General features: G+C 74.8%; 18 protein-coding genes and 1 pseudogene. 9 read left to right on the forward strand and 10 right to left on the reverse strand.

The features are described from left to right. Nucleotides 1–246: 246 nt before the first annotated feature. The 7 genes and pseudogenes from ACFYNX_RS03260 to ACFYNX_RS03290 all read right to left on the reverse strand — a co-directional run bounded on the left by ACFYNX_RS03260 (nucleotide 247) and on the right by ACFYNX_RS03290 (nucleotide 5,953). On the reverse strand, nucleotides 247–1,464 hold the full coding sequence (locus ACFYNX_RS03260) for an ATP-binding protein (RefSeq protein ID WP_388657098.1): 1,218 nt from the start codon (nucleotides 1,462–1,464) through the stop codon (nucleotides 247–249). Further along, complete coding sequence (locus tag ACFYNX_RS03265; protein WP_062752240.1) at nucleotides 1,461–2,198, reverse strand: response regulator transcription factor; 738 nt, start codon at nucleotides 2,196–2,198, stop codon at nucleotides 1,461–1,463. Before ACFYNX_RS03265 ends, ACFYNX_RS03260 begins: the two co-directional genes overlap by 4 nt. Nucleotides 2,199–2,269: 71 nt before the next feature. Next, the gene (locus ACFYNX_RS03270; RefSeq protein WP_365541323.1) at nucleotides 2,270–2,941 is read right to left on the reverse strand and encodes a spermidine synthase; all 672 of its coding nucleotides are present in this window, start codon (nucleotides 2,939–2,941) and stop codon (nucleotides 2,270–2,272) included. Between the two features lie 262 nt (nucleotides 2,942–3,203). Beyond that, nucleotides 3,204–3,719 carry a hypothetical protein gene (locus ACFYNX_RS03275; protein ID WP_388657102.1) on the reverse strand — a complete coding sequence of 172 codons (516 nt, stop codon included), beginning with the start codon at nucleotides 3,717–3,719 and terminating at the stop codon, nucleotides 3,204–3,206. Between the two features lie 314 nt (nucleotides 3,720–4,033). Further along, a pseudogene (locus ACFYNX_RS03280) lies at nucleotides 4,034–4,498 on the reverse strand (RNA polymerase sigma factor); the annotation flags it as partial. Between the two features lie 128 nt (nucleotides 4,499–4,626). After that, complete coding sequence (locus tag ACFYNX_RS03285) at nucleotides 4,627–4,950, reverse strand: hypothetical protein (protein WP_388657105.1); 324 nt, start codon at nucleotides 4,948–4,950, stop codon at nucleotides 4,627–4,629. 370 nt (nucleotides 4,951–5,320) lie between these two features. Next, nucleotides 5,321–5,953 (reverse strand): GNAT family N-acetyltransferase, encoded by a 633-nt coding sequence (locus tag ACFYNX_RS03290; RefSeq protein ID WP_388657108.1) that lies wholly within the window; start codon nucleotides 5,951–5,953, stop codon nucleotides 5,321–5,323. A 136-nt stretch (nucleotides 5,954–6,089) separates the two neighbouring features. Here ACFYNX_RS03290 and lon point away from each other — a divergent pair, with 136 nt between their 5' ends. After that, nucleotides 6,090–8,501 carry an endopeptidase La gene (lon, locus tag ACFYNX_RS03295; protein WP_388657111.1) on the forward strand — a complete coding sequence of 804 codons (2,412 nt, stop codon included), beginning with the start codon at nucleotides 6,090–6,092 and terminating at the stop codon, nucleotides 8,499–8,501. Between the two features lie 190 nt (nucleotides 8,502–8,691). Then, complete coding sequence (locus ACFYNX_RS03300) at nucleotides 8,692–9,297, forward strand: DUF4240 domain-containing protein (protein WP_388657113.1); 606 nt, start codon at nucleotides 8,692–8,694, stop codon at nucleotides 9,295–9,297. 55 nt (nucleotides 9,298–9,352) lie between these two features. Here ACFYNX_RS03300 and ACFYNX_RS03305 read toward each other — a convergent pair whose 3' ends face one another. Next, nucleotides 9,353–10,276: a lytic polysaccharide monooxygenase gene (locus ACFYNX_RS03305; RefSeq protein ID WP_388657116.1), complete on the reverse strand. Its 924-nt coding sequence runs from the start codon at nucleotides 10,274–10,276 to the stop codon at nucleotides 9,353–9,355. A gap of 205 nt (nucleotides 10,277–10,481) precedes the next feature. Then, the gene (locus ACFYNX_RS03310; RefSeq protein WP_388657119.1) at nucleotides 10,482–11,312 is read right to left on the reverse strand and encodes a lysozyme; all 831 of its coding nucleotides are present in this window, start codon (nucleotides 11,310–11,312) and stop codon (nucleotides 10,482–10,484) included. A gap of 625 nt (nucleotides 11,313–11,937) precedes the next feature. Between ACFYNX_RS03310 and ACFYNX_RS03315 the strand changes: the two genes are divergently transcribed. After that, nucleotides 11,938–12,369 carry a MarR family winged helix-turn-helix transcriptional regulator gene (locus tag ACFYNX_RS03315; RefSeq protein ID WP_030218967.1) on the forward strand — a complete coding sequence of 144 codons (432 nt, stop codon included), beginning with the start codon at nucleotides 11,938–11,940 and terminating at the stop codon, nucleotides 12,367–12,369. Between the two features lie 45 nt (nucleotides 12,370–12,414). Here the strand turns inward: ACFYNX_RS03315 and ACFYNX_RS03320 are convergent, their stop codons facing one another. Further along, nucleotides 12,415–13,203 (reverse strand): hypothetical protein, encoded by a 789-nt coding sequence (locus ACFYNX_RS03320; protein WP_388657123.1) that lies wholly within the window; start codon nucleotides 13,201–13,203, stop codon nucleotides 12,415–12,417. 371 nt (nucleotides 13,204–13,574) lie between these two features. Here ACFYNX_RS03320 and ACFYNX_RS03325 point away from each other — a divergent pair, with 371 nt between their 5' ends. The 6 genes from ACFYNX_RS03325 to ACFYNX_RS03350 all read left to right on the forward strand — a co-directional run bounded on the left by ACFYNX_RS03325 (nucleotide 13,575) and on the right by ACFYNX_RS03350 (nucleotide 20,190). After that, nucleotides 13,575–16,673 carry a nitrate- and nitrite sensing domain-containing protein gene (locus ACFYNX_RS03325; protein WP_388657126.1) on the forward strand — a complete coding sequence of 1,033 codons (3,099 nt, stop codon included), beginning with the start codon at nucleotides 13,575–13,577 and terminating at the stop codon, nucleotides 16,671–16,673. Next, nucleotides 16,670–17,179 (forward strand): roadblock/LC7 domain-containing protein, encoded by a 510-nt coding sequence (locus ACFYNX_RS03330; RefSeq protein WP_365541340.1) that lies wholly within the window; start codon nucleotides 16,670–16,672, stop codon nucleotides 17,177–17,179. Before ACFYNX_RS03325 ends, ACFYNX_RS03330 begins: the two co-directional genes overlap by 4 nt. Before the next feature lie 5 nt (nucleotides 17,180–17,184). Continuing rightward, complete coding sequence (locus ACFYNX_RS03335; RefSeq protein WP_365541520.1) at nucleotides 17,185–17,607, forward strand: DUF742 domain-containing protein; 423 nt, start codon at nucleotides 17,185–17,187, stop codon at nucleotides 17,605–17,607. After that, complete coding sequence (locus tag ACFYNX_RS03340; RefSeq protein ID WP_388657129.1) at nucleotides 17,588–18,313, forward strand: ATP/GTP-binding protein; 726 nt, start codon at nucleotides 17,588–17,590, stop codon at nucleotides 18,311–18,313. The genes ACFYNX_RS03335 and ACFYNX_RS03340 overlap by 20 nt, the downstream gene beginning before the upstream one ends. A 41-nt stretch (nucleotides 18,314–18,354) precedes the next feature. After that, nucleotides 18,355–19,590 carry a styrene monooxygenase/indole monooxygenase family protein gene (locus ACFYNX_RS03345; RefSeq protein WP_388657131.1) on the forward strand — a complete coding sequence of 412 codons (1,236 nt, stop codon included), beginning with the start codon at nucleotides 18,355–18,357 and terminating at the stop codon, nucleotides 19,588–19,590. A gap of 72 nt (nucleotides 19,591–19,662) precedes the next feature. Beyond that, nucleotides 19,663–20,190 (forward strand): DUF6584 family protein, encoded by a 528-nt coding sequence (locus ACFYNX_RS03350; RefSeq protein WP_388657133.1) that lies wholly within the window; start codon nucleotides 19,663–19,665, stop codon nucleotides 20,188–20,190. The last annotated feature ends 9 nt before the right edge of the window (nucleotides 20,191–20,199 follow it).

The following is a 20,199-nucleotide window of genomic DNA, read 5'->3' on the forward strand; positions in this document are numbered from 1 at the left end:
AAATAAAGGCTACGCCTGTCCGGCCGGGAGGTGCAGGCCGGGCACTCCAACGTCGCGCAAGTCACACTTGACGGGGTGTTTCGGAGCCGTGAATGGCGGGAAACAAGCGTGGTTCCGCTGGTGTGAGGGTACGGAAAAGCATCGGCACGGCCCTCTTCGGCCGCACCCCTGATCGCACCCCGCTCACGTGCGCGCAGGTCCTGCCCACGTACACGCAGAACGTGTTCTTCCGGTTCGAACCCTACGTCAATCCGTCGGTGGACGACTGCCCGGAAGAGTGACTCTGATGCGGCACCCGCGTGATGATTCGGCCACACCGATCTCGCCGCCGTGCAGATCGACCGCCCAGCGGGCGATCGCGAGCCCGAGACCCGTCCCGCCGTCGCTGCCCGGACCCTGCCGGCGCGAGGCCGAGCCCCGGTTGAACCGCTGGAAGACCTTGTGCCGCTCCGACTCCGGGATGCCGGGGCCCTCGTCCTCGACCTCCAGCTCCAGGGAGTCCGCGTACGGCCCGCGCCGGGCCCGCACGGTGACCCGGCCGTGCGGCGGGGAGTGCTTCACCGCGTTGTCGATCAGGTTCGCCATCACCTGGTGCAGCCGCTCCGTGTCCGCGTGGGCGACCAGCTCGGGCGGCGACACGTCCAGGTGCAGGTGCACGTCCGTACGGTTGTGCAGGCCCGAGGTGGACGACAGGCCGCGCTGGGACGCGGCGAGGTTCGCCTCCCGCAGGACCCCCGAGAGGTACGGCCAGACCTCGAAGCGGCTGCCCCGCAGGGCCACGACACCGTTGTCAAGGCGTGACAGGTCCAGGAGCGTCTCCACGAGCCGCCCGAGCCGCTCGGTCTGCTTCAGGGCCGACCGCATCGTCTCGGGATCGGCCTCGGACACCCCGTCCACGACGTTCTCCAGGACGGCGCGCAGCGCGGCGATCGGGGTCCGCAGCTCGTGCGAGACGTTGGCCACCAGCTCCTTGCGGTGCCGGTCCACGGCCTCCAGGTCGTCCGCCATGCGGTTGATCGTCGAGGCGAGGTCGCCCAGCTCGTCCCGCCGGTCCGCGCCCCGCACCCGGCGGCTGAAGTCGCCGCGCGAGATCGTGCCGGCCACGGTGGTCATCTCGTCCAGCGGGGCCGTCAGGGACTGCGCCACGAACTGGGTGATGAGCAGGGTCGCGATCATCGCGAAGATCGTGATGTACCGGAACTCGGTGGACGTGCGGATCGCCACCAGGGCGAGGCAGGAGGTCAGCAGGACCGCCCCGACGACGAGCGCGCCGAGTTTGGTCTTGATGGAGATCGCGATCCGGCGGCGCCGCCCGCCACGGAACCCACTGGGCCCACGGAATCCACCGGCCCCACCGGGCCCACGGACCTCACCAGGCCCGTCCGGCCCGCCCCGTCCGTCCTGTCCTCCCGGCCCTCCCGGTCCCCTCGGCTGCTCCGGCCCTCCGGGCCCGCGGGGGCTCATGGCGCCGGGGTCTCCAGCGCGTAGCCGACGCCGTGGACCGTGCGGATCCGCTCGGCCCCGATCTTCCGGCGCAGCGCCTTGATGTGGCTGTCCACGGTCCGGGTGCCCGAGGCGTCCGCCCAGTCCCACACCTCGGCGAGGAGCTGCTCGCGGGAGAGGACCGCGCGGGGGGTGCTCGCCAGACAGACGAGCAGGTCGAACTCGGTCGGGGTCAGGTGCACGTCCTCGGTGCGGACCCGGACCCGCCGCTGGGCGTGGTCGATCTCCAGTTCGCCCAGGCGCAGGATGCCGCTGCGCGGGGTGACCGCCGCGAGCGCGGCCCGCTCGACCCGGCGGAGCAGCACGTGCACCCGGGCGGCCAGCTCGCGCATCGAGAACGGCTTCGTCATGTAGTCGTCGGCGCCGACGCCGAGGCCGACCAGCATGTCGGTCTCGTCGTCGCGGGCGGTCAGCATGAGGACCGGGACGGGACGCTGGGCCTGGACCCTGCGGCACACCTCCAGGCCGTCGAAGCCGGGCAGCATGATGTCCAGGACCATCAGGTCGGGCTGCCAGGCCTCGGCCGCGTCGACGGCGGCGGGCCCGTCGGTCGCGGTCTGCACGAGGAAGCCCTCGGCGCGCAGCCGGGCGGAGATCGCCTCGACGATCGTGGCGTCGTCCTCGACCACCAGGACGCGCCGCTGGGCCCCCGGAGTGGCCGCCGCACCGTGGTGAGTGGTGTGTGTCTGCTCCATTGCCCCGCCTCGCGTCGCCGATGTCGGTGCAGCAGCCTAGAGGTACCGGCGGTGTCCAGGCTATCCAGGAGTCAGCCGGGACGGACCGCGAGGTGGACCGCGTCCGGGACGCCCCGGGCAACGGGCACCTCTTCCGTCCGTACCCCGCTGAATCCGGCATTCCGCAAGGTTGCTTCGAAATCCGCGGAGGGGCGCGCGGACCACACGGCGAGGATCCCGCCGGGGTTCAGACGGGCGGCGCAGGCCGCCAACCCCTGGGCGGAGTAAAGGGATTCGTTGTCCTCGGTGACGGTCCAGTCGGGGCCGTTGTCGATGTCGAGGCAGAGGGCGTCGTAGGTGTCGGCGGAGGTGTGGACGTGCGCGACGAGGTCCGTGTGCAGGATCACGGTCCGGGGATCGGCGAGCGCGGCCCCGGAGACCGCGGCGAGCGGGCCCCGCCGGTGCCAGTCGATGATCGCCTCCTCGCGCTCGGCGACCACGATCCGGCCCCAGCGGGGGTCGGCGGCGGCGTGGGCGAGGGAGAAGCCGACGCCGAGCCCGCCGACGAGGACGGAGGCGCCGGCCCGGCGCGCCTCGGGGAGCGCGGCGAGGGCCGCGTCGACCAGGAGCCGCTCGGAGCGCCCGTCGGAGGTGTCCATCAGGAAGGTGCCGTTGGCGATGATCTCGTAGTGCTCGTCGCGGCGCCGCAGGACGACCTCTCCGTGGGGTCCTTCGCGCCGGTCGAGGGTCACGGGTCCTGACATCGTCGGTCGCTCCGCTCTCGTCGTCTCGTCGGGTGGTGCCCGCCATCCTCGCCGGACGGCGGTGACGACGACAAACGCGTTACGGGAACGGGCGGTCGTGGCCCGCCCCCTCTCCCGGGAGGCCCTCCCGCCGCCCCCCACCCGGCCCCGACCCGGCCACGACCCACCCCCGGGAGGTCACGCGCCGGGCGCCCGGGCCGCACCGCCCACGGACCCGCCCGGCGTCCTGTTCCGGCCTTTCGGCGCCCGCCGGGTTCCCGCCTCAACGCCCGCCGGCCCCGCGCCGGGCGCCCCGCCACGCGTACAGGGCCGCGCCCGCCGCGAAGGCGGCCGCCGCCGCCGTCCACGCCCCGCCCTGCGGGCCCGGCCGCGTCACCCAGGCCCACCAGTCCGCCGCGAGGCCCGCCAGGCCCAACGTGTTCCGGACGGCCGCCGGCGCGCCGAACTCCGCCGGGTGGCCGGGCACGGCCAGGGCGAGCAGGAGCGCGGCGAGCGCGGCCGGGACGAGGAGGTGGGCGAGCCGGCGCGGCCACCACGCGCGGATCGCCGTCCGGTCCAGCTCGTCGCTCGGCGTGCGCAGGCAGGTGCCGGCGGCGGCCGCCGCGAGCAGCGGGCCGAGGACGACGACCGGGAGCCGGTCCGAGGGACCGGAGCCGGGGATCGTTTCCAGCCAGCGAAACGTCCCGGCGGCGACCGCCGCCGTACCGGCGAGGGCGACGAGCGCGCCGGGCAGGGCGTGGGAACGGGAGTGGAGGAGAAGAGGGGGGAGGGACCTCACGGAACGGGCACCCCGTCCGGGTCGCAGGCGTCCGCCGCCAGGTAGCGGATGAGGTAAGCACGCTGCTCGGCGGGGGACTTGGTGCGGAGCCGGTCGATGTACGGCTGCGCGGAGGCGGTGTCGGGGCCGTAGTCGCCGGGGGTCGGCGCCAGCCATTCGGTGACGGCGAGGTGGATGTCGCCCGCCGACGCGGCGGTGGGGCCGCAGGTGGCCGAGAACAGCCAGGTCACCGCCGAGTTCCGGTACAGGTCGGGGCGGGTGAGCCGGCTGCGGGTCGTGTCCTCCCAGGGGTCGGGCAGCTCGACGTCACCGGGGCGGGTCTTGACGGTGCCCTCGGGGATGCCGAGCAGGTGGGCGGCCTCACGGGTCGTCAGGCCGTCGACGACGGTGGCGCGCAGGACCTCGGCGAGTTCGGGCGAGATCCGGTCCAGGGCGGCGCCCGCCTCCCCGTACTCCAGACCCGCGAGTACCCGGTCCTCGGCGGACGGGACGGGAGCGGCGGGCTCCGGCGCGGCCGAGGCTCGTGCGGCGCGGGCCCCGGCCCGCCGCGCGTCCACCAGGCGCCGGGCGGCGATCACCCAGAGCCAGCCGCCCGCCTCGCCCCGGCCCCGGTGTCCGCCGGCCGAGCGCCAGACCGTGACGAAGGTGTCCTGGAGGACCTCCCGCACGGTCTCCTCGTCCGGGCAGCGCCGGGCCGGCCGGGCGTGCAGCCAGCCGGCGTGCCGGTCGTAGAGCACGGCGAGCGCCTCGGTGTCCCCCCGGGCCACCGCGCGCAGCAGCGCCGCGTCGTCCTCGTCGCCCCCGGAGGGGCCTCCCCCCCGCGGGGCGCGACAGTCTCACGCCCTCTCTGTCGCGGGCGGGCCCCGATCCGGTTCACGGTTCGCGGGGGCCGCGGGCGGGGGCGGCCTCAGGGGCTCGTCGGCGGGCCGCCCTCCGGGAGGGCGTCGAAGACGCGCTGGAGCGCGGGCGGGCGGTCGTCGTCGCCCGCGACGACCACGCGGTGGCGATGGGTCACCTCGTACCGGAAGCCGTCGGCGACGGGCCGTCCGGTCGGCCGCGCCGGGACGAGGGCGAAGGCGGGGTCCTCCAGGGCCGCGCGCAGCTCGGCGGCCTCGGCGGCGGTCTGCCGGCCGGTCCGGGGCGGCTTGTCGCCGGAGCGGACCGTCCACTCCCCGTCGCGGTGGACGACGAGCCGGTTCCGCACCCCGGCGAAACCACCGGTGACGACCACTTGGACGAGGACCTCGCCCGGCCGGGGGTCCTGCCGGGGAGTGTCGGGCGTGGTGGGAGAGCCTGGGGAGCCCGGTGTGGTGGTGGGACCGGGAGTGTCCGGCGTGACCGTTCCGGTCGTGGCGCCGGGGGAGCCCGGCCCGGCCGTGGTCCCCGGCGCGCCCGGCACCGGAGGGGCCCCGGCCCCCGCGTCCGCTCCGCAGCCGGCCGCACCGCCGGCCAGGGCCGCCGCAAGCAGTGCGGCCCCGCATCGCCTTCCCCACGCGCCTCTCGTCATGGGAGGAGCATGCCCGGCGGAGCGCCCCGGCGCAGCCGGACGGCCGGATTCCACTCTTGCCCGGCGCGTCCGGAGCGTCCGGCACGTTCGGCGCTCAGTCCTCGCCCCGTACGATCCCGGTCAGCGGCCCCCGGTATTCCCAGCCCAGCGCCCCGTAGAGCCCCCGGCCGTCCGTGGTCGCGGAGAGGACGCCGGTCGCGGCGCCCGCCCGGGCGGCTTCGGCCTCCAGGGTGAGCACGACGTTCGCGCCGAGGCCCCGGCGCCGGTGCGCCGCGTCCATCTCGATCCGGTCCGCGACGGCGGTGGCGCCGGTCGGGGCGATCTGTCCCCGGGCGGCGAGGGTGCCGTCCGGGGCGTGGATCCGGACCCGGACGACGCCGTCCCGGAACTCGACGGTCCGGGCGTACCCCTCGGGCGGCGCGGGGCGGGCGCCGGGGTCCAGCCGCTTGACCATCATGAAGCCGGGGTCGTCGGGGATCGTCCACCCCTCGGTGATCCACGGCGCCACCTCCTCGGCGTCCGCCATCACCTTGAGCCAGGTGTACGGCCGGGTGAGCCGCTCGCAGAGCGCGCCGACGGTGGCCGCGTCGGGCGCGGGCAACACGTGCCGCAGGACGTGCCGGGGGAGGCCCACGTCGATCCGGTGCCCCCAGGGCCGGTCGACGGCGGCCGGAGTGCCCCGGGAGACGGTCCAGCCCCTCACCCACGCCGATGTAATGGCTCGCATCTCCATAGGGGTATTACATAGGCCGTTCGAGGGGTGCACGAGAGTGATCGCTCACAGCGAACAGGCGTCCGGGAACATCTACGGGCTCACAAGCATTGAGTCGGTACAGCTCAACTTGACTGCCGAAGGGGAGATCATGGCTTCCGAGTCCATGGCGTCCGCGCCGCTCACTCTGCCTGTGCTGCCGCTCGACGACGAGGTCGTGCTGCCCGGAATGGTGGTGCCGCTGGACCTGTCCGACAACGACGTACGGGCCGCCGTCGAGGCCGCCCAGGCGGCCGCACGGCCCGGAGCGGGGAAGCCGCGGGTGCTGCTCGTGCCCCGCGTCGACGGCACCTACGCCGGGACCGGCGTCCTCGGGACCGTCGAGCAGGTGGGACGCCTGTCCGACGGCGACCCGGGCGCGCTCGTGCGCGGCCGCGGCCGCGTCCGCATCGGCGCCGGTACGACCGGCCCCGGCGCCGCCCTGTGGGTCGAGGGCACCGCCGTCGAGGAGAACCTGCCCGACCCGCTGCCCGGCTCCGTGACCGAGCTGGTCAAGGAGTACAAGGCGCTCGCCACCACCTGGCTGAAGAAGCGCGGCGCCTGGCAGGTCGTCGACCGCGTCCAGCAGATCGACGGCGTCGGCGCCCTCGCCGACAACTCCGGCTACTCGCCCTTCCTGACCGTCGCCCAGCGCGTCGAACTCCTGGAGACCGCCGACCCGGTCGCCCGGCTGCGCCTGGCCACCGCCCAGCTCCGCGAGCACCTCGCCGAGCAGGAGGTCGCCGAGACCATCGCCAAGGACGTCCAGGAGGGCGTCGACAAGCAGCAGCGCGAGTTCCTCCTCCGCCGCCAGCTCGAAGCCGTCCGCAAGGAACTGCGCGAGCTCAACGGCGAGGCGGAGGGCGAGGAGTCCGACGACTACCGTGCCCGCGTGGAGGCCGCCGACCTGCCCGGGAAGGTGCGCGAGGCCGCCCTCAAGGAGGTCGAGAAGCTGGAGCGGTCCAGCGACCAGTCCCCCGAGGGCTCCTGGATCCGCACCTGGCTCGACACGATCCTCGAACTGCCCTGGAACGAGCGGACCGAGGACCGGTACGACATCCGGGGCGCCCGCGCGGTGCTCGACGCCGAGCACGCGGGCCTGGACGACGTGAAGGAGCGGATCACCGAGTACCTGGCGGTGCGCAAGCGGCGCGCCGACCGCGGCCTCGGCGTGGTCGGCGGGCGCCGGGGCGGGGCCGTCCTCGCCCTCGTCGGCCCGCCCGGCGTCGGCAAGACCTCCCTCGGCGAGTCCGTCGCCCACGCGATGGGCCGGGAGTTCGTCCGGGTCGCCCTCGGCGGCGTCCGGGACGAGGCGGAGATCCGCGGCCACCGCCGCACCTACGTCGGCGCCCTGCCCGGCCGGATCGTCCGCGCCGTCAAGGAGGCCGGGTCCATGAACCCGGTGGTCCTGCTCGACGAGATCGACAAGGTCGGCTCCGACTTCCGCGGCGACCCCGCGGCGGCCCTCCTCGAAGTCCTCGACCCGGCGCAGAACCACACCTTCCGCGACCACTACCTGGAGGTCGAGCTCGACCTCTCCGACGTGGTCTTCCTGGCCACCGCGAACGTCCTGGAGTCCATCCCGGAGGCCCTCCTCGACCGCATGGAACTGGTGCGGCTCGACGGCTACACCGAGGACGAGAAGGTCGTCATCGCCCGCGACCACCTGCTGCCCCGGCAGTTGGAGCGGGCGGGCCTGGAGCCCGGCGAGGTCGTCCTGGAGGAGGCGTCGCTGCGGAAGCTGGCCGGCGAGTACACCCGCGAGGCGGGCGTCCGCACCCTGGAGCGGTCGATCTCCCGGCTGCTGCGGAAGGTCGCGGCCCAGCACGAACTGGGCGACCGGGAGCTGCCGTTCGCGGTCCGCCCCGAGGACCTGCGGGAGCTGATCGGGCGTCCGCACCACGTGCCCGAGTCCGCGCAGGACCCGGCCGAGCGCCGGACGTCCGTGCCGGGCGTCGCCACCGGCCTCGCCGTGACCGGCGCGGGCGGTGACGTCCTCTTCGTGGAGGCCTCCCTGGCCGACCCGGAGACCGGCGCCGCGGGCCTGACCCTCACCGGACAGCTCGGCGACGTGATGAAGGAGTCGGCCCAGATCGCGCTCTCCTTCCTCCGCTCGCACGGCGCGGAGCTGGAGCTGCCCGTCACCGGCCTCAAGGACCGGGGCGTGCACATCCACTTCCCGGCGGGCGCGGTCCCCAAGGACGGGCCGAGCGCGGGCGTCACGATGACGACCGCCCTCGCCTCCCTGCTGAGCGGCCGGCTCGTCCGCACGGACGTGGCCATGACCGGCGAGGTCTCCCTCACCGGCCGGGTCCTGCCGATCGGCGGCGTGAAGCAGAAGCTGCTCGCCGCGCACCGGGCGGGCATCACGACGGTCGTGATCCCCAAGCGGAACGAGGCCGACCTGGACGACGTCCCGGCCGAGATCCTGGAGAAGCTGGAGGTCCACCCGGTGACGGACGTCCGGCAGGTCCTGGAGATCGCCCTCGCCCCGGCGGAGGTGCCGGTGGGCGCGGCGGCGTAACCCCCGGTCAGGAGCGGGGCGTTCCCTCGGGGACGCCCCGCTCCGGCGCGTCAGGGCGCGGGCGTGGGGCGGGTCCGGGCGCGGAACGTGGGGCGGGTCCGGGCGCCGGTCCGGGCCGGGTCGGAGGCCGGTCCGGGGCGAGGGCGGGGCCGGGTCCGCGATGTCAGTCCCGACTGTCATGATCGTACGCATGAACGAAGACGCCTTCTGGGCTCTCATCGAGGAGTTGAGCAGCCGCCCCGGCACCCGGGACGAGCGGCTGGAGTGGCTGGAGGGGGAGCTGCTGCGGCGCCCGGCCGAGGAGAGCGTGGCGTTCCAGGTGCGCCTGGAGAAGGCGTGCGAGGCGGCCGACACGCGTGCGCTGTGGAGGGCGGCGGACCGGATCGAGGGCGGCCGCTGCACGGACGACGGCTTCCACTACTTCACGCTCTGGCTGGTGGGCCAGGGCCGGAAGGTGTACGAGGCGGTGCTCGCCGACCCGGACGCGCTGGCCGACCTGCCCGAGGTGCGGGCGCTCGCGGGACGCCACCGCGACGACTGGGACGACGACGAGTGGCCCGAGTGGGAGGAGCTCGACTACGTCGCCCAGGACGCGTACGACGAGCTGACCGGCCAGGAGGACGACGACGGTGAGGAGTTCCTCGACGCGGTCGAGGAGGCGGAGGAAGCCGAGGAGGCGGAGGACGAAGAGGGGGAGGAGCGGGAAGAGGACGAGGAGCGCGGGGCGTCCGGGCGGGAGGGGTGGGCCCTGCCCCGGCTCACCGCCCTCTTCCCGCCCGGGGCGTCCGGCTCCTAGGCGCCGCCCGGCCCCGTCGGGCCTGGCGGCGCCGCCGGTGACGCGTGGGGGCGCGTCAGGAGGCGGACGTGTTCCGGCGGCGGCCCAGGAGCAGGCTGCCCGCCGCGAAGGCGGCGAGGGCGCCCGCGCCCGCGAGGGCCGGCGTCAGGGGGGAGGAGGTCCCGGCGGCCTCGGCGGAGAGCGCCGGGGGCCGCTCGTCGCCGCCGTGGCCCGCGTGGCTCACGGTGGACAGGGCGGCGCCCGCCGCGATCCTCGCCTCGGTCGGGGCCTGGGCCTGCGTCGTGGCCCCGGCCCTGGCCGCCGTACCGGCCCGGGCCGTGCCGCCGAAGGTGACGTCCGAGCAACTGTAGAAGGCCTCGGGGCTGTCGTTGCGCTGCCACACCTTGTAGACGACGTGGCGGCCGGTGCGGGCCGGCAGGGTGCCGGTGAAGTTGTAGTAGCCGTCGGTGGCGGTGCGGGTGGTCTGGTAGACCGCCACCGGGGTCTCGTCCAGGTCCGACCACTTCAGGGGCTTGGTCGGGTCGAAGCCGGCCTTGGTGATGTAGACGGTCATGGTGCCCGAGTGGGCCGCCGTCGCCCGGACCTTGAAGTCGAACGACCCGGCGGCGACCGCCGTCGCCGGCCAGTCGGTGCGCGCCCAGTCCAGGGCCCGGTACTTCTCGCGGTTCGCCGAACAGAGCTTGCCGTCCGGGATGAGGGTCCGGTGCTGTCCGTCCGCGTTGGCGATGTTGACCTCGTTCCAGTCGTAGAGCGGCTGGGTGCCGGAGTCGGCGACGAGGTCCTTGCAGACCTGCGACTTGGGCGTCTCGGGGCCCTCGGCGTAACAGGCGGCCAGCCGGCTCACGGGGTTGAAGACGGCTCCGTGGGCACTGGCCGCCGTGGGGGTGAGACCGACGAGCGCGGCGGCGGACAGGGCCGCGGCGCCTGCGGCGGCGGCGGTGCGGCGGGCGGAAGGCCGGGCGGAGGGCAGGGAGGGCATGCGGGGGCTCTCTCTCGTGCGTGGGGGAGTACGGAACGAGCAACGCGCGCGGGGCGCACGGAAGTTGAAACCCGGGCGACCGCCGTAGAGCCTCGCATTGGTCCATACCAATGGGCAAGGGGATGACGGGAAAAAGCGGGAGCGGCCCCCGGGAGCGCGCGGTGCGCTCCCGGGGGCCGCCGGGAAGTGGGGTGACGGGGAGGCGTCAGCCGTTCGCGAGCGCCCGAACGCGCGAGAGGTCCCCGTTGAAGTGGTTGTGGTCGCCGACCGTCGGACCGGTGGAGGTGTACTGCCACATCGTGTGGTACGCCCAGCCGGCCGGGAGTTCGCCCACCGTGGAGGCGTACCGCGCGATCCACAGCGGGTTGGTGGCGCCGAAGCCGGAGTGGTTGCCGGTGCACTGGGTCCACCAGGTCGTCGCCGTGTAGATGACGGCGTCCCGTCCGGTCCGGGCCTTGTAGCGGTTCAGGAAGTCGCGGATCCAGGACACCATCCCGGCCTGGGACTTGCCGTAGCAGGTCGCGCCGTACGGGTTCCACTCGATGTCGAGCACGCCCGGCAGGGTCCTGCCGTCCTTCGACCAGCCGCCCCCGTTGTCGACGAAGTAGTCCGCCTGGGCCGCGCCGCCCGTCGTGTCCGGGGTGGCGAAGTGGTACGCGCCCCGGATCATGCCGACGTCGTACGAGCCGGTGTACTGCTGCGTGAACGAGGTGTTCTTGTAGTAGGTGCCCTCCGTGGCCTTGACGTAGGCCCACCGGACGCCGCTGTTCCACAGCGTGGACCAGGCGACGTTCCCCTGGTGGCTGGAGACGTCCACGCCCTCCGTCTGGACGGCCTGGACCGACGCGCCGCCGGACGCGTCGCCGCGCCCGTCGTGCGCGAGGACGCCCATGCCCATGTTGGCGGTGCCGCGCGCGGGCACCTGCCGGGCGCCCGCGTCCGGGGCGGCACCGGCGGAGCCGGCGAGGGGCAGGAGGAGGGCCAGGGCCGCCAGGGCGGCGCCGGCGAGGGTCGTTCCGGATCTGTGCACACGCATCGCGTGCCTCCGAAAGGCTCGTGGGGAGAGGAGACGACGAGTCCTGGTGTGGACATGTCATCAGGGGGGTGGGAACGACGCTACGCACGTAGACCCGCCCCGTGGAAGGGGGCCCGGCCGCCGCCGTTGGTCTACGCCTGCGAAATACTGGAAGAGCTGCGGAAACGGCCGCGACGGGAAGAAACTTTCAGCGGCCGAAAGGCCGCCGGGGTGGCGGAGGCGCGCCACCGGGGAACACGTGGGAGGCGCTGACGTGCACGGAAGCGGTACGGGAAGTGAGGACGGGCGCGCCCGGTCGGCCCCCGGTGACGCCGGAGGCGTCCCGCCGACCTCCGGCGGGGGGCGGACCGTCGCGCCGGCCCCCGGCGAAGGCCGGACCGTTCCATCGGTTCCTGGTGAGGGCGGGGGTACCCCGCCGACCTCCGGCGAGGGCCGGCTCGCCCCGCCGACCTCCGGTGAAGGCGAGGGCGCCCCGCCGACCTCCGGCGAAGGCCGGCTCGCCCCACCGACCCCCGGCGAAGGCGAGGGCGCCCCACCGGCCCCCGGCGCGAGCGAGGGCATCCCGCCGGCCCCCGGTGAAGGCGGAACCCTTCCGGCGTCCCCCGGCGGAGTCGGCGCCGTTCCCGTGGACCGGGAGTTCCTCGCCCTGGAGCGCGAGCTGGCGGTCTTCCTGCGGCGCGCCCGCGCCCAGTCCGGCGAGATGGCCCGTGAGGTCCACCCCGAACTGGAGCCCGCCGCCTACGGCCTCTTCGTGCGCCTCGACGACGCCGGGCCCCAGCGGGCCACCGAACTCGCCGGGTACTTCGGCGTCGGCAAGGCGACCATGAGCCGCCAGCTCCGGGCCCTCGAAGACCTCGGGCTCGTCGCCCGCGACCCCGACCCCGCCGACGGCCGCGCCTCCCTCGTCCGCCTCACCGAGGAGGGCCGGAACCGCTTCCGCCGCGTCCGCGACGCCCGGCGCGAGCGCTACGTCCGCAAGCTCGCCGACTGGGACCGCGCCGAGGTCGCCGAGCTGGCCCGGCTCCTGAACCACTTCAACGTACGGTCGGAGGGCTGAGGGCTCCGCACGGCGCAAGCCCCGGGGCCGGTGGCCCGGAACCCCCTACGGCCCCGGCTCCACGTACACCGCCGTCGCGTCGTCGTGCAGCTTCCAGCGCCGTACGCCCCCCGCCTCCGCGTCCGCGAGCTCCCGCTCCCGCACCCGCCGGAGCAGGCCGGGCGCGCCCTCCGTGCGCAGGACGCCGAGGCAGTCCGCCCAGTCGCCCGCGCCGAACAGGTCCACCCAGCGGCTCGCCCCGTCCGTGAGCGCCGCCAGGGCCCGGACCTCCGCGCGCGGGAACGTCCCGGTCACCGCGAGTCCCGCGACCGCCGGATCGGCCGCCGCCGTGAAGAAGCCGCCCTCCCGGTTCCGCAGCCGGTCCGTCGCCGCCACGGACCGCAGCACCTCGACCGGCACCCGGTCGAGCCGGTCGTCGAGGACCGCCCGCACCGCCCCGTCCGGCGCCTCCAGGAGGAGGACCGAGTCGGAGAGCACGAGGTGCTCCACCACCGCCCCGTCCCAGCGGGCGAGCACCACGGTTGCCTGAGGCGTCCGTACGTGAGAAAGGTCACAGGTCCCCCGATGGGCTTCCGCAGTGCGCCGGATTGCCGCGGAGAGGATCTCGGACAGGGGCAGGTCCGGGCGGGAAGCGGACAGTTCGGTCAAAGTCCCACCGAGGCGGGCGGTGAACCACGGCACCCCGTGCACACAGCCGTCGTCCCCCGCGGGCGGCGTGACCCCGTCGAGGAGGACCAGCGCCCCCCTGCCCTCCGCTGCGGACAGGACGGTGGTCGCCCAGTCCTCATTGGGGCGTTCGGGGCTGCCGGGAAGGGAGGCGACGTCACTGCGCATGGAGCCCAGTGTGCCCGGCCCCGCACCCGCCCCCGCCGAACCCTTCACCGGACCCGCGAATGACGCGAAAAGGCCTGTACCAACACGGCGGACGTGACGGCGGGGGCGGAACGGACGCCCCCGCAGAGCTGCGGGCGGGCATCCTGCCAAAGCCCGCGCGGAAGATCCAACCGGGGCCGTCCCGGGGCCCCGGGACCCGGTCGGAGGAAGTTGTTCGCCAACTCCGGAGTGTTGTTCACTCGTTCGGGTGGCGGAGCGGCCGATGCCCGTCCCCTTCCCGGAAGCGCTGGAATGGTCGGAAGCCGTATCGGGGGTGGGGGCGCTCCATGTGATCGGCCGTCACCTCTGCTTTGTGGCTGGACGAGTCAAGAATGCGAGCACCGGTGCAGATGAAGCGGCCTCGGAGCAAGAACGGCACGCGGAGCCAGGGCCCCGGTGTCCCGCCGGCCGGGGGCGGCACCGCCGCGGCCCCCGCCGGAGGCACGGCCGCCGACCCGGCCCGGACCCTGCCGTCCGCCCAGGCCCCGTCGTCCGCCCGGATCCCGTCGCCCGCCCCGACGCAGCCGACCGCCCCCGCGCAGCCCACCGCCCCCATCCAGCCCGCCGGCCGCGCCAAGCGCGTCCGCAACCGCCTCGTCCTCGGCGTCGCCCTCGTGGGCGTGACCGTCCTCGCCGCCGGAGCCCCCGCGGTCCTCGCCGCCTCCGCCGAGCTGACCGACTCCCAGCGCCTGGTCACCCTCGCCGAACTCGACCGGCAGGCCGTCACCCTCGCGCACTCCCTCGCCGACGAGCGCGACGAGGTCGTCGCGTACATCGCCGCGGGCCGCGACGCCCAGACCGGCGACGCCGGGAAGAAGCGCCGGGTCACCGACGTGCGCTCCACCCGCGTCGACCGGCAGATCGACGAGATCCGCCCCGCCGCCTCCCCCGAACTCCGCCGCGACCTCGCCGGCGTCCCCTCCGTCCGCCGCGCCGCCCTCACCGGCAAGGGCACGGCCCTGGAGGCCCACAAGGCGTACTCCGACGTCATCGACAAGCTCCAGGCCCTCGCCGACGAGCTGGCCGACCGGACCCCGGCCCGCGCCGCCGACACCTCGCTCACCGAGGCCACCCGCGCCCCCGCCGCCCTCGGCCGCGCCGTCGAACAGGCCTCCGCCACCCGCGGCCTGCTCCTCGCCGCGCTCGCCGTGCCGCAGCCCGAGCCCACCGGCGAGTTCCGCTACGACGCCACGACCGGCACCTACGTCCCCGAGGAGCCGAAGGGCACGGCGGAGGCCGACCGGACCCGCGACCGGCTCACCGCCGCCGCCCAGCAGGCCCGCGTCCGCGAACTCGCCGCCCTCGGCGACTTCGACCAGGCCGCCGGCGCCGCCGCCCGCGACTCCCTCGCCGGCACCGTCACCGGACCCGACGTCAAGAACGCCGAGCGCTCCCTCGCCTCCCTCACCGACCAGCCCCGGCTGACCGAGGCCGAGCGCGCGACCGACCCGGCCGCCCTGGAGGCCGCCCTCTCCGCCCGCGTCGAGCAGATGCGCGGCGTCGAGTCCACCCTCGCCGCCCAGCGCGTCGACCGCCTCTCCGCGCTCCGCGACGACGACGTCACCGCCCTCGAACTGCGCCTCGCCTACCTCGGCGGCTGCCTCCTCCTCGCCGTCGGCGTCTCCACCTACGTCGCCCGCAGCCTCACCCGGCCGCTCGCCGTGCTCCGCATCGGCGCCGCCCGGCTCGCCGCCGCCCCCGACCCGGCCGCCGAGGAGCCGGTCCGCTTCACCGGCCGCAACGACGAGTTCGCGCAGGCCGTCCGCTCCCTCAACACCCTGCACGGCAAGCTCGCCGGGCTCGCCGCGCGCGCCGGGCACCTCACCGCCGAGCGGACCGACCTGGCCGCCGACAAGGAGGCCCTCGCCGCCGAGCTCGCCGCCCAGCGCGCCGAACTCCAGGGGCGGGTCGCCCTCCTCACCGCCGAGCTCGAAAAGCTCCGCGGCACCGTCCGGCACACCTTCGTCAACCTCTCCCTGCGCAACCTCGGGCTCGTCGAGCGCCAGCTCGGCGTCATCGAGAAGCTGGAGGAGCGCGAGCAGGACCCGGACCGCCTCGGCACCCTCTTCAAGCTCGACCACATGGCGACCGTCATGCGCCGCCACGGCGAGAACCTCCTCGTCCTCGCCGGCCACGAGCACGTCCACGGCCACGCCGGGGCCGTCCCGCTCGTCGACGTGCTGCGCGCCGCCGTCAGCGAGATCGAGCGGTACGAGCGGGTCACCATCCAGTCCCTGCCGCCGCACGCCCAGGTCGCCGGCTTCGCCGCGGACGACCTGAGCCACCTGGTCGCGGAACTCCTGGAGAACGCCACCTCCTTCTCGCCGCCCGACGCCGGGGTCCAGCTCTCCGGCTGGCTCCTGGAGACCGGCGAGGTGATGCTCTCCGTCCAGGACTCCGGCATCGGCATGACCCCCGCCCGCGCCGCCGGGCTGAACGCCCGCCTGGCCGAGGCCGACCCCGACGCCTTCGAGGGCGAGGGGCTCGGCATGCGGGTCGTCGCCCTGCTCGCCGCCCGCCACGGCGTCCGCGTCGAGCTGCGCGAGCAGCAGCCGGGCGGCACGGCGGCCGTCGTGGTCCTGCCGCTGCCCCTGCTGCCCACCGCCCCGCCGTCCGCCGTGACGGAGCCCGTACGGGCCGCGGGCACGGGGCCCGTGATCCAGCTCCCCGGCTCGGTCGCGGAGGCCAACTCCAACACCCTGCCGTCCCGCACCCGCGACCCCCTGGTGGAGGCGGCGGAACGCGCGCTCGCGGAGGCGGAGCCTGCCGGGGGGCAGCCGGAGGAGCCGTACGGGCCGGAGGCCGTCTCCGAGGAGGCGTACGGCCTGGAACCCCGGCGGGCGGTGGAGGAGGCGCACGCCCCCGAGCCGGAGCCCGCGCCCTCGGAGTCGTACGAGAACGAAGGGGCCCTCGCCCCGGAGTCGTACGGACGCGAAGGGGCCCTCGCCCCGGAGTCCGTCTCCGAGACCACGCTCCAGGTCCGGCTGCCCGCCCCGCCGCCGGAGCCGGACCTCCACGAGCGCGCCGCCGACGAGGACGCCGGTGCAGGCGCCGCCGGTCCCGACGCCGTCCACCCGGCCCCCGAGCCGGCCGTCGACCAGCCGCCGGTTCCCGGGCCGCGCCCCGCGCAGTGGGAGCGGGTCACCGACAAGGGCCTGCCCAAGCGCACCCCCCAGGTGGTGCGCCGGGCCGGACCCGCCGCCGCGCCCCGCAAGGGCGGCGTGGACCCCGAGGCCCTGCGCCGCCGCCTCGGCGGCTTCCACCGGGGCGCCGAGGCCGGCCGCCGTGACGTGGAGGCGGAGATCGGTGCGCCGGGCACGAACGCGCCCGGGACGAACGCGCCGGGGACGGGCGCGGCGGGGATAGCGAACGCAAGGACTGCACGTACAGAGGAGAAGACGGGGGACACAGTCGAGGAGGCACGCAGTTGACCGCGACGGGAACGTTCGGACTGAGTACGGAAGCCCGCAACCTGCAATGGCTGCTGGGGAATCTGGTCGAGGAGGTGCCGGGGGTCCGCTCGGTCGCCGTCGTCTCCTCGGACGGCCTGATGCTGCTGTCCTCCGACCCGGAGACCCAGCAGGGCACCCCGGCCGCCGATGAGGCCGACGGGGCCGACGGGGCCGCTCGGGCCAGAGGGCCGCGCGGCTCCAGCGCCGACCTGGCCACCATCGTCTCCGGCATCGGCAGCCTGACCATCGGCGCCGCGCGCCTGATGGACGGCGGCGGGGTCAAGCAGACCATGGTCGCGATGGACGAGGGCAGCGTCTTCGTCATGTCGATCAGCGACGGCTCGCTGCTCGGCGTGCACGCCACGCCCGACTGCGACATGAGCGTCGTGGCCTACCACATGGCGCTCTTCGTGGGCCGCGCCGGCCACGTCCTCACCCCCGAGGTCCGCAGCGAGCTGCGCAAATCGCTGGAGGGCCCCCGGTGACGGCGATGTCCTCCGCGGCCCCGGCCCCGCACGCCTTCAGGCTGCCGGTACGCGGGGAGGGACGCCGCCCCGCGCGCGTGCGCCCCTACTCGCTCACCGGCGGCCGGACCCGCTTCGGCCACGTCCTGCTCGTCGAGACCTTCGTGGCGGCGCTCGAAGCGCCCGCCGCGCGCAAGGTCCTGACGGACGGCGGGCCCGGCGCCCGCGGCCTGATGCCGGAGATGCGGGCCATCGTCGAGATCTGCCGCCGGATGCGGACGGTGGCGGAGATCTCGGCGCTCCTCAAGATGCCGTTGGGGGTCGTCCGGGTGCTGCTCAGCGACCTGGCCGACCAGGGAAAGATCCGTGTGTACGGGACCGGTCACGGCACCGGCCAGCCCGACCGCGCGCTCCTCGAAAGGGTGCTGAGTGGACTCCGTCGTCTCTGACGCCTCCGCCGTCTCCGGGACCGTTCCCGTCCCCGGAAGCGTCGCCGAAGCCGACCCCGCCGCCCCGGTGGCCGTCGGCATCCCCGCCCAGCCCCGCCCCGATCCGCTCGAACCGGATGCCGAGGAGGGCGCCCAGGACTGGCAGCTCGACCACACCCGCGCCCCGACGGCGACGAAGATCGTCGTCGCGGGCGGGTTCGGCGTCGGCAAGACCACCTTCGTCCGCGCGGTCTCGGAGATCACCCCGCTCCAGACCGAGGCCCTGATGACCCGGGCGAGCGAGGAGACCGACGACCTCACCGCCACGCCGGACAAGCTCACCACCACGGTGGCGATGGACTTCGGCCGGATCACGCTCGACAACGACCTGGTGCTCTACGTCTTCGGCACGCCGGGACAGCAGCGCTTCTGGTTCATGTGGGACGACCTGGTGCGCGGCGCGATCGGCGCGATCGTGCTCGCCGACACCCGGCGCCTCACCGACTGCTTCCCGGCCCTCGACTACTTCGAGAGCTGCGGACTCCCGTACATCGTGGCGGTCAACCACTTCGAGGGCAGCGAGTCGTTCGAGGCGGAGGACGTCAGGGAGGCGCTGACCGTGCCCCCGCACGTCCCCGTGGTGATCATGGACGCGCGCAAGCGCTACAGCGTCGTCGAGACCCTGCTGGCCATGGTCGCGCACGCCCTGGACGCCACCCCCGAATAGCCCGCCTCCCCCTCACGCACGCCACGCCAGGAGCACCACCCATGCGGAAGATACTCATAGTCGGGGCCGGACAGTCCGGCCTCCAGCTCGCCCTCGGACTGCAGGCGCGGGGGTACGAGGTCACCCTCATGTCGAACCGGACGGCGGACGAGATCCGCGCCGGCCGGGTCATGTCCACCCAGTGCATGTTCGACACCGCCCTCCAGCACGAGCGGGACCTCGGGCTCAACTTCTGGGAGTCCCAGGCCCCCCGGATCGAGGGCCTCGGCGTCTCGGTCGCGGGCCCCGACTCCTCCCGCCTCATCGACTGGGTGGGCAGGCTCGACGGGTACGCCCAGTCCGTCGACCAGCGGGTGAAGATGGCCGGCTGGATGGAGACCTTCGCCCAGCGCGGCGGCCAGCTCGTCATCCACGGCGCGGCCGTCGGGGACCTCGACTACTTCTCCCGCAACTACGACCTGGTGCTCGTCGCGGCCGGCAAGGGCGAGCTGGTCTCCATGTTCGAGCGGGACGCCTCCCGTTCGCCGTACACCGAGCCGCAGCGGGCGCTCGCCGTCGCGTACGTCCACGGCCTCGGCCCGCGCCCCGAGCACCCGGACTTCGACGCGGTCCGCTGCAACGTCGTCCCGGGCGTCGGCGAGCTCTTCGTCATGCCGACCCTCACCACCGGCGGCCGCGCCGACATCCTCTTCTGGGAGGGGATCCCCGGCGGCCCGCTCGACGTCTTCAAGGGCGTCAAGGACCCCTCCGAGCACCTGGCCCTGACGCTGGAGCTGATGGAGCGGTTCACGCCGTGGGAGTACGCGCGGGCCACCAGGGTCGAACTGACCGACGCGGGCGGCACCCTCGCCGGCCGCTACGCCCCGACCGTCCGCAACCCGATCGGCCGGCTCCCCGGCGGCGGCCTGGTCCTCGGCGTCGCGGACGTCGTCGTCGCCAACGACCCGGTCACGGGCCAGGGCTCCAACTCGGCCTCCAAGTGCGCGGCGGCGTACCTGGCCTCGATCGTCGAACAGGGCGAGGCGCCCTTCGACGAGGCCTGGATGAACGCCACCTTCGACCGCTACTGGCAGACGGCCCGGCACGTCACCAAGTGGACGAACGCGATGCTGTCCCCGCCCCCGGAGCACGTCCTGAACCTCCTCGGCGCCGCCGGACGACTCCAGCCCGCCGCCGACCGCTTCGCCAACGGCTTCGACGACCCGTCCGACTTCGAGGACTTCTTCTACGAACCGGAGAAGACGGGCGCGTACCTGGCGTCGCTGACCCGGAACTGACAAGGGCGGGCCACGGCCGCGACCGCCGAAAACCGGTCGTGGCCGTGGCCCGTTCTGTTCGATCATGGGGGCATGTCTCTTTCGAACACCCTCGCCCGCGTCGACGCGGACCTGGCCGCCGGGCGGGTGCCCGTGGCGCGGCAGCGGTTGCGGGGGCTCGTGTCGTCCTTTCCGTGGGACCTGACGCTGCGGCGCCGGCTCGCCGAGGTGTACCGGCTGTACGGGGACGCGGCGGAGGCCGGGCGTTGGATGTATCTCGAAGAGGACCGGCGGGAGGACGAGACGGCCGCGTTCGAGGCGCGGTACGGGTCCGCCGCGCGGCGGATGAAGGCCCTCGCCTGGCGCGGGCCCGAGGCGCTGGCCGCCACCGCGTTCGCCGAGGGGCGGTTGGCGGCGGTGCGGGCCGCCCGGGCCGGGGAGCTGGGGCGGGCGGTCGACTGGGACGACCCCGCCTCGTACGAGGAGCCGGAGGACGGGTACTCCGCGCCGGAGCCCGGCGGACGGACGCTCATGGGCGTGCTCGTGGGCGGTGGTTGTGCGGTGGGGGTCCTGCTCAACGTCGCGATCTGGGTGATCGGGCTCCTCACGCTCGTGGACTGAGCGCCCGAC

Origin of the sequence: Streptomyces sp. NPDC007872 (genome assembly GCF_042868165.1) — a bacterium.
Lineage (GTDB): Bacteria > Actinomycetota > Actinomycetes > Streptomycetales > Streptomycetaceae > Streptomyces.

Excerpts from the sequence above, each read along its gene's own strand:
- ACFYNX_RS03320 (WP_388657123.1), bottom strand. The coding sequence starts at position 13,203 with ATGCGCAGTGACGTCGCCTCCCTTCCCGGCAGCCCCGAACGCCCCAAT.
- ACFYNX_RS03265 (WP_062752240.1), bottom strand. The coding sequence starts at position 2,198 with ATGGAGCAGACACACACCACTCACCACGGTGCGGCGGCCACTCCGGGG.
- ACFYNX_RS03350 (WP_388657133.1), top strand. The coding sequence starts at position 19,663 with ATGTCTCTTTCGAACACCCTCGCCCGCGTCGACGCGGACCTGGCCGCC.
- ACFYNX_RS03335 (WP_365541520.1), top strand. The coding sequence starts at position 17,185 with ATGTCCTCCGCGGCCCCGGCCCCGCACGCCTTCAGGCTGCCGGTACGC.
- ACFYNX_RS03270 (WP_365541323.1), bottom strand. The coding sequence starts at position 2,941 with ATGTCAGGACCCGTGACCCTCGACCGGCGCGAAGGACCCCACGGAGAG.
- ACFYNX_RS03345 (WP_388657131.1), top strand. The coding sequence starts at position 18,355 with ATGCGGAAGATACTCATAGTCGGGGCCGGACAGTCCGGCCTCCAGCTC.
- ACFYNX_RS03260 (WP_388657098.1), bottom strand. The coding sequence starts at position 1,464 with ATGAGCCCCCGCGGGCCCGGAGGGCCGGAGCAGCCGAGGGGACCGGGA.
- ACFYNX_RS03290 (WP_388657108.1), bottom strand. The coding sequence starts at position 5,953 with ATGCGAGCCATTACATCGGCGTGGGTGAGGGGCTGGACCGTCTCCCGG.
- lon (WP_388657111.1), top strand. The coding sequence starts at position 6,090 with ATGGCTTCCGAGTCCATGGCGTCCGCGCCGCTCACTCTGCCTGTGCTG.
- ACFYNX_RS03305 (WP_388657116.1), bottom strand. The coding sequence starts at position 10,276 with ATGCCCTCCCTGCCCTCCGCCCGGCCTTCCGCCCGCCGCACCGCCGCC.
- ACFYNX_RS03300 (WP_388657113.1), top strand. The coding sequence starts at position 8,692 with ATGAACGAAGACGCCTTCTGGGCTCTCATCGAGGAGTTGAGCAGCCGC.
- ACFYNX_RS03310 (WP_388657119.1), bottom strand. The coding sequence starts at position 11,312 with ATGCGTGTGCACAGATCCGGAACGACCCTCGCCGGCGCCGCCCTGGCG.
- ACFYNX_RS03325 (WP_388657126.1), top strand. The coding sequence starts at position 13,575 with ATGCGAGCACCGGTGCAGATGAAGCGGCCTCGGAGCAAGAACGGCACG.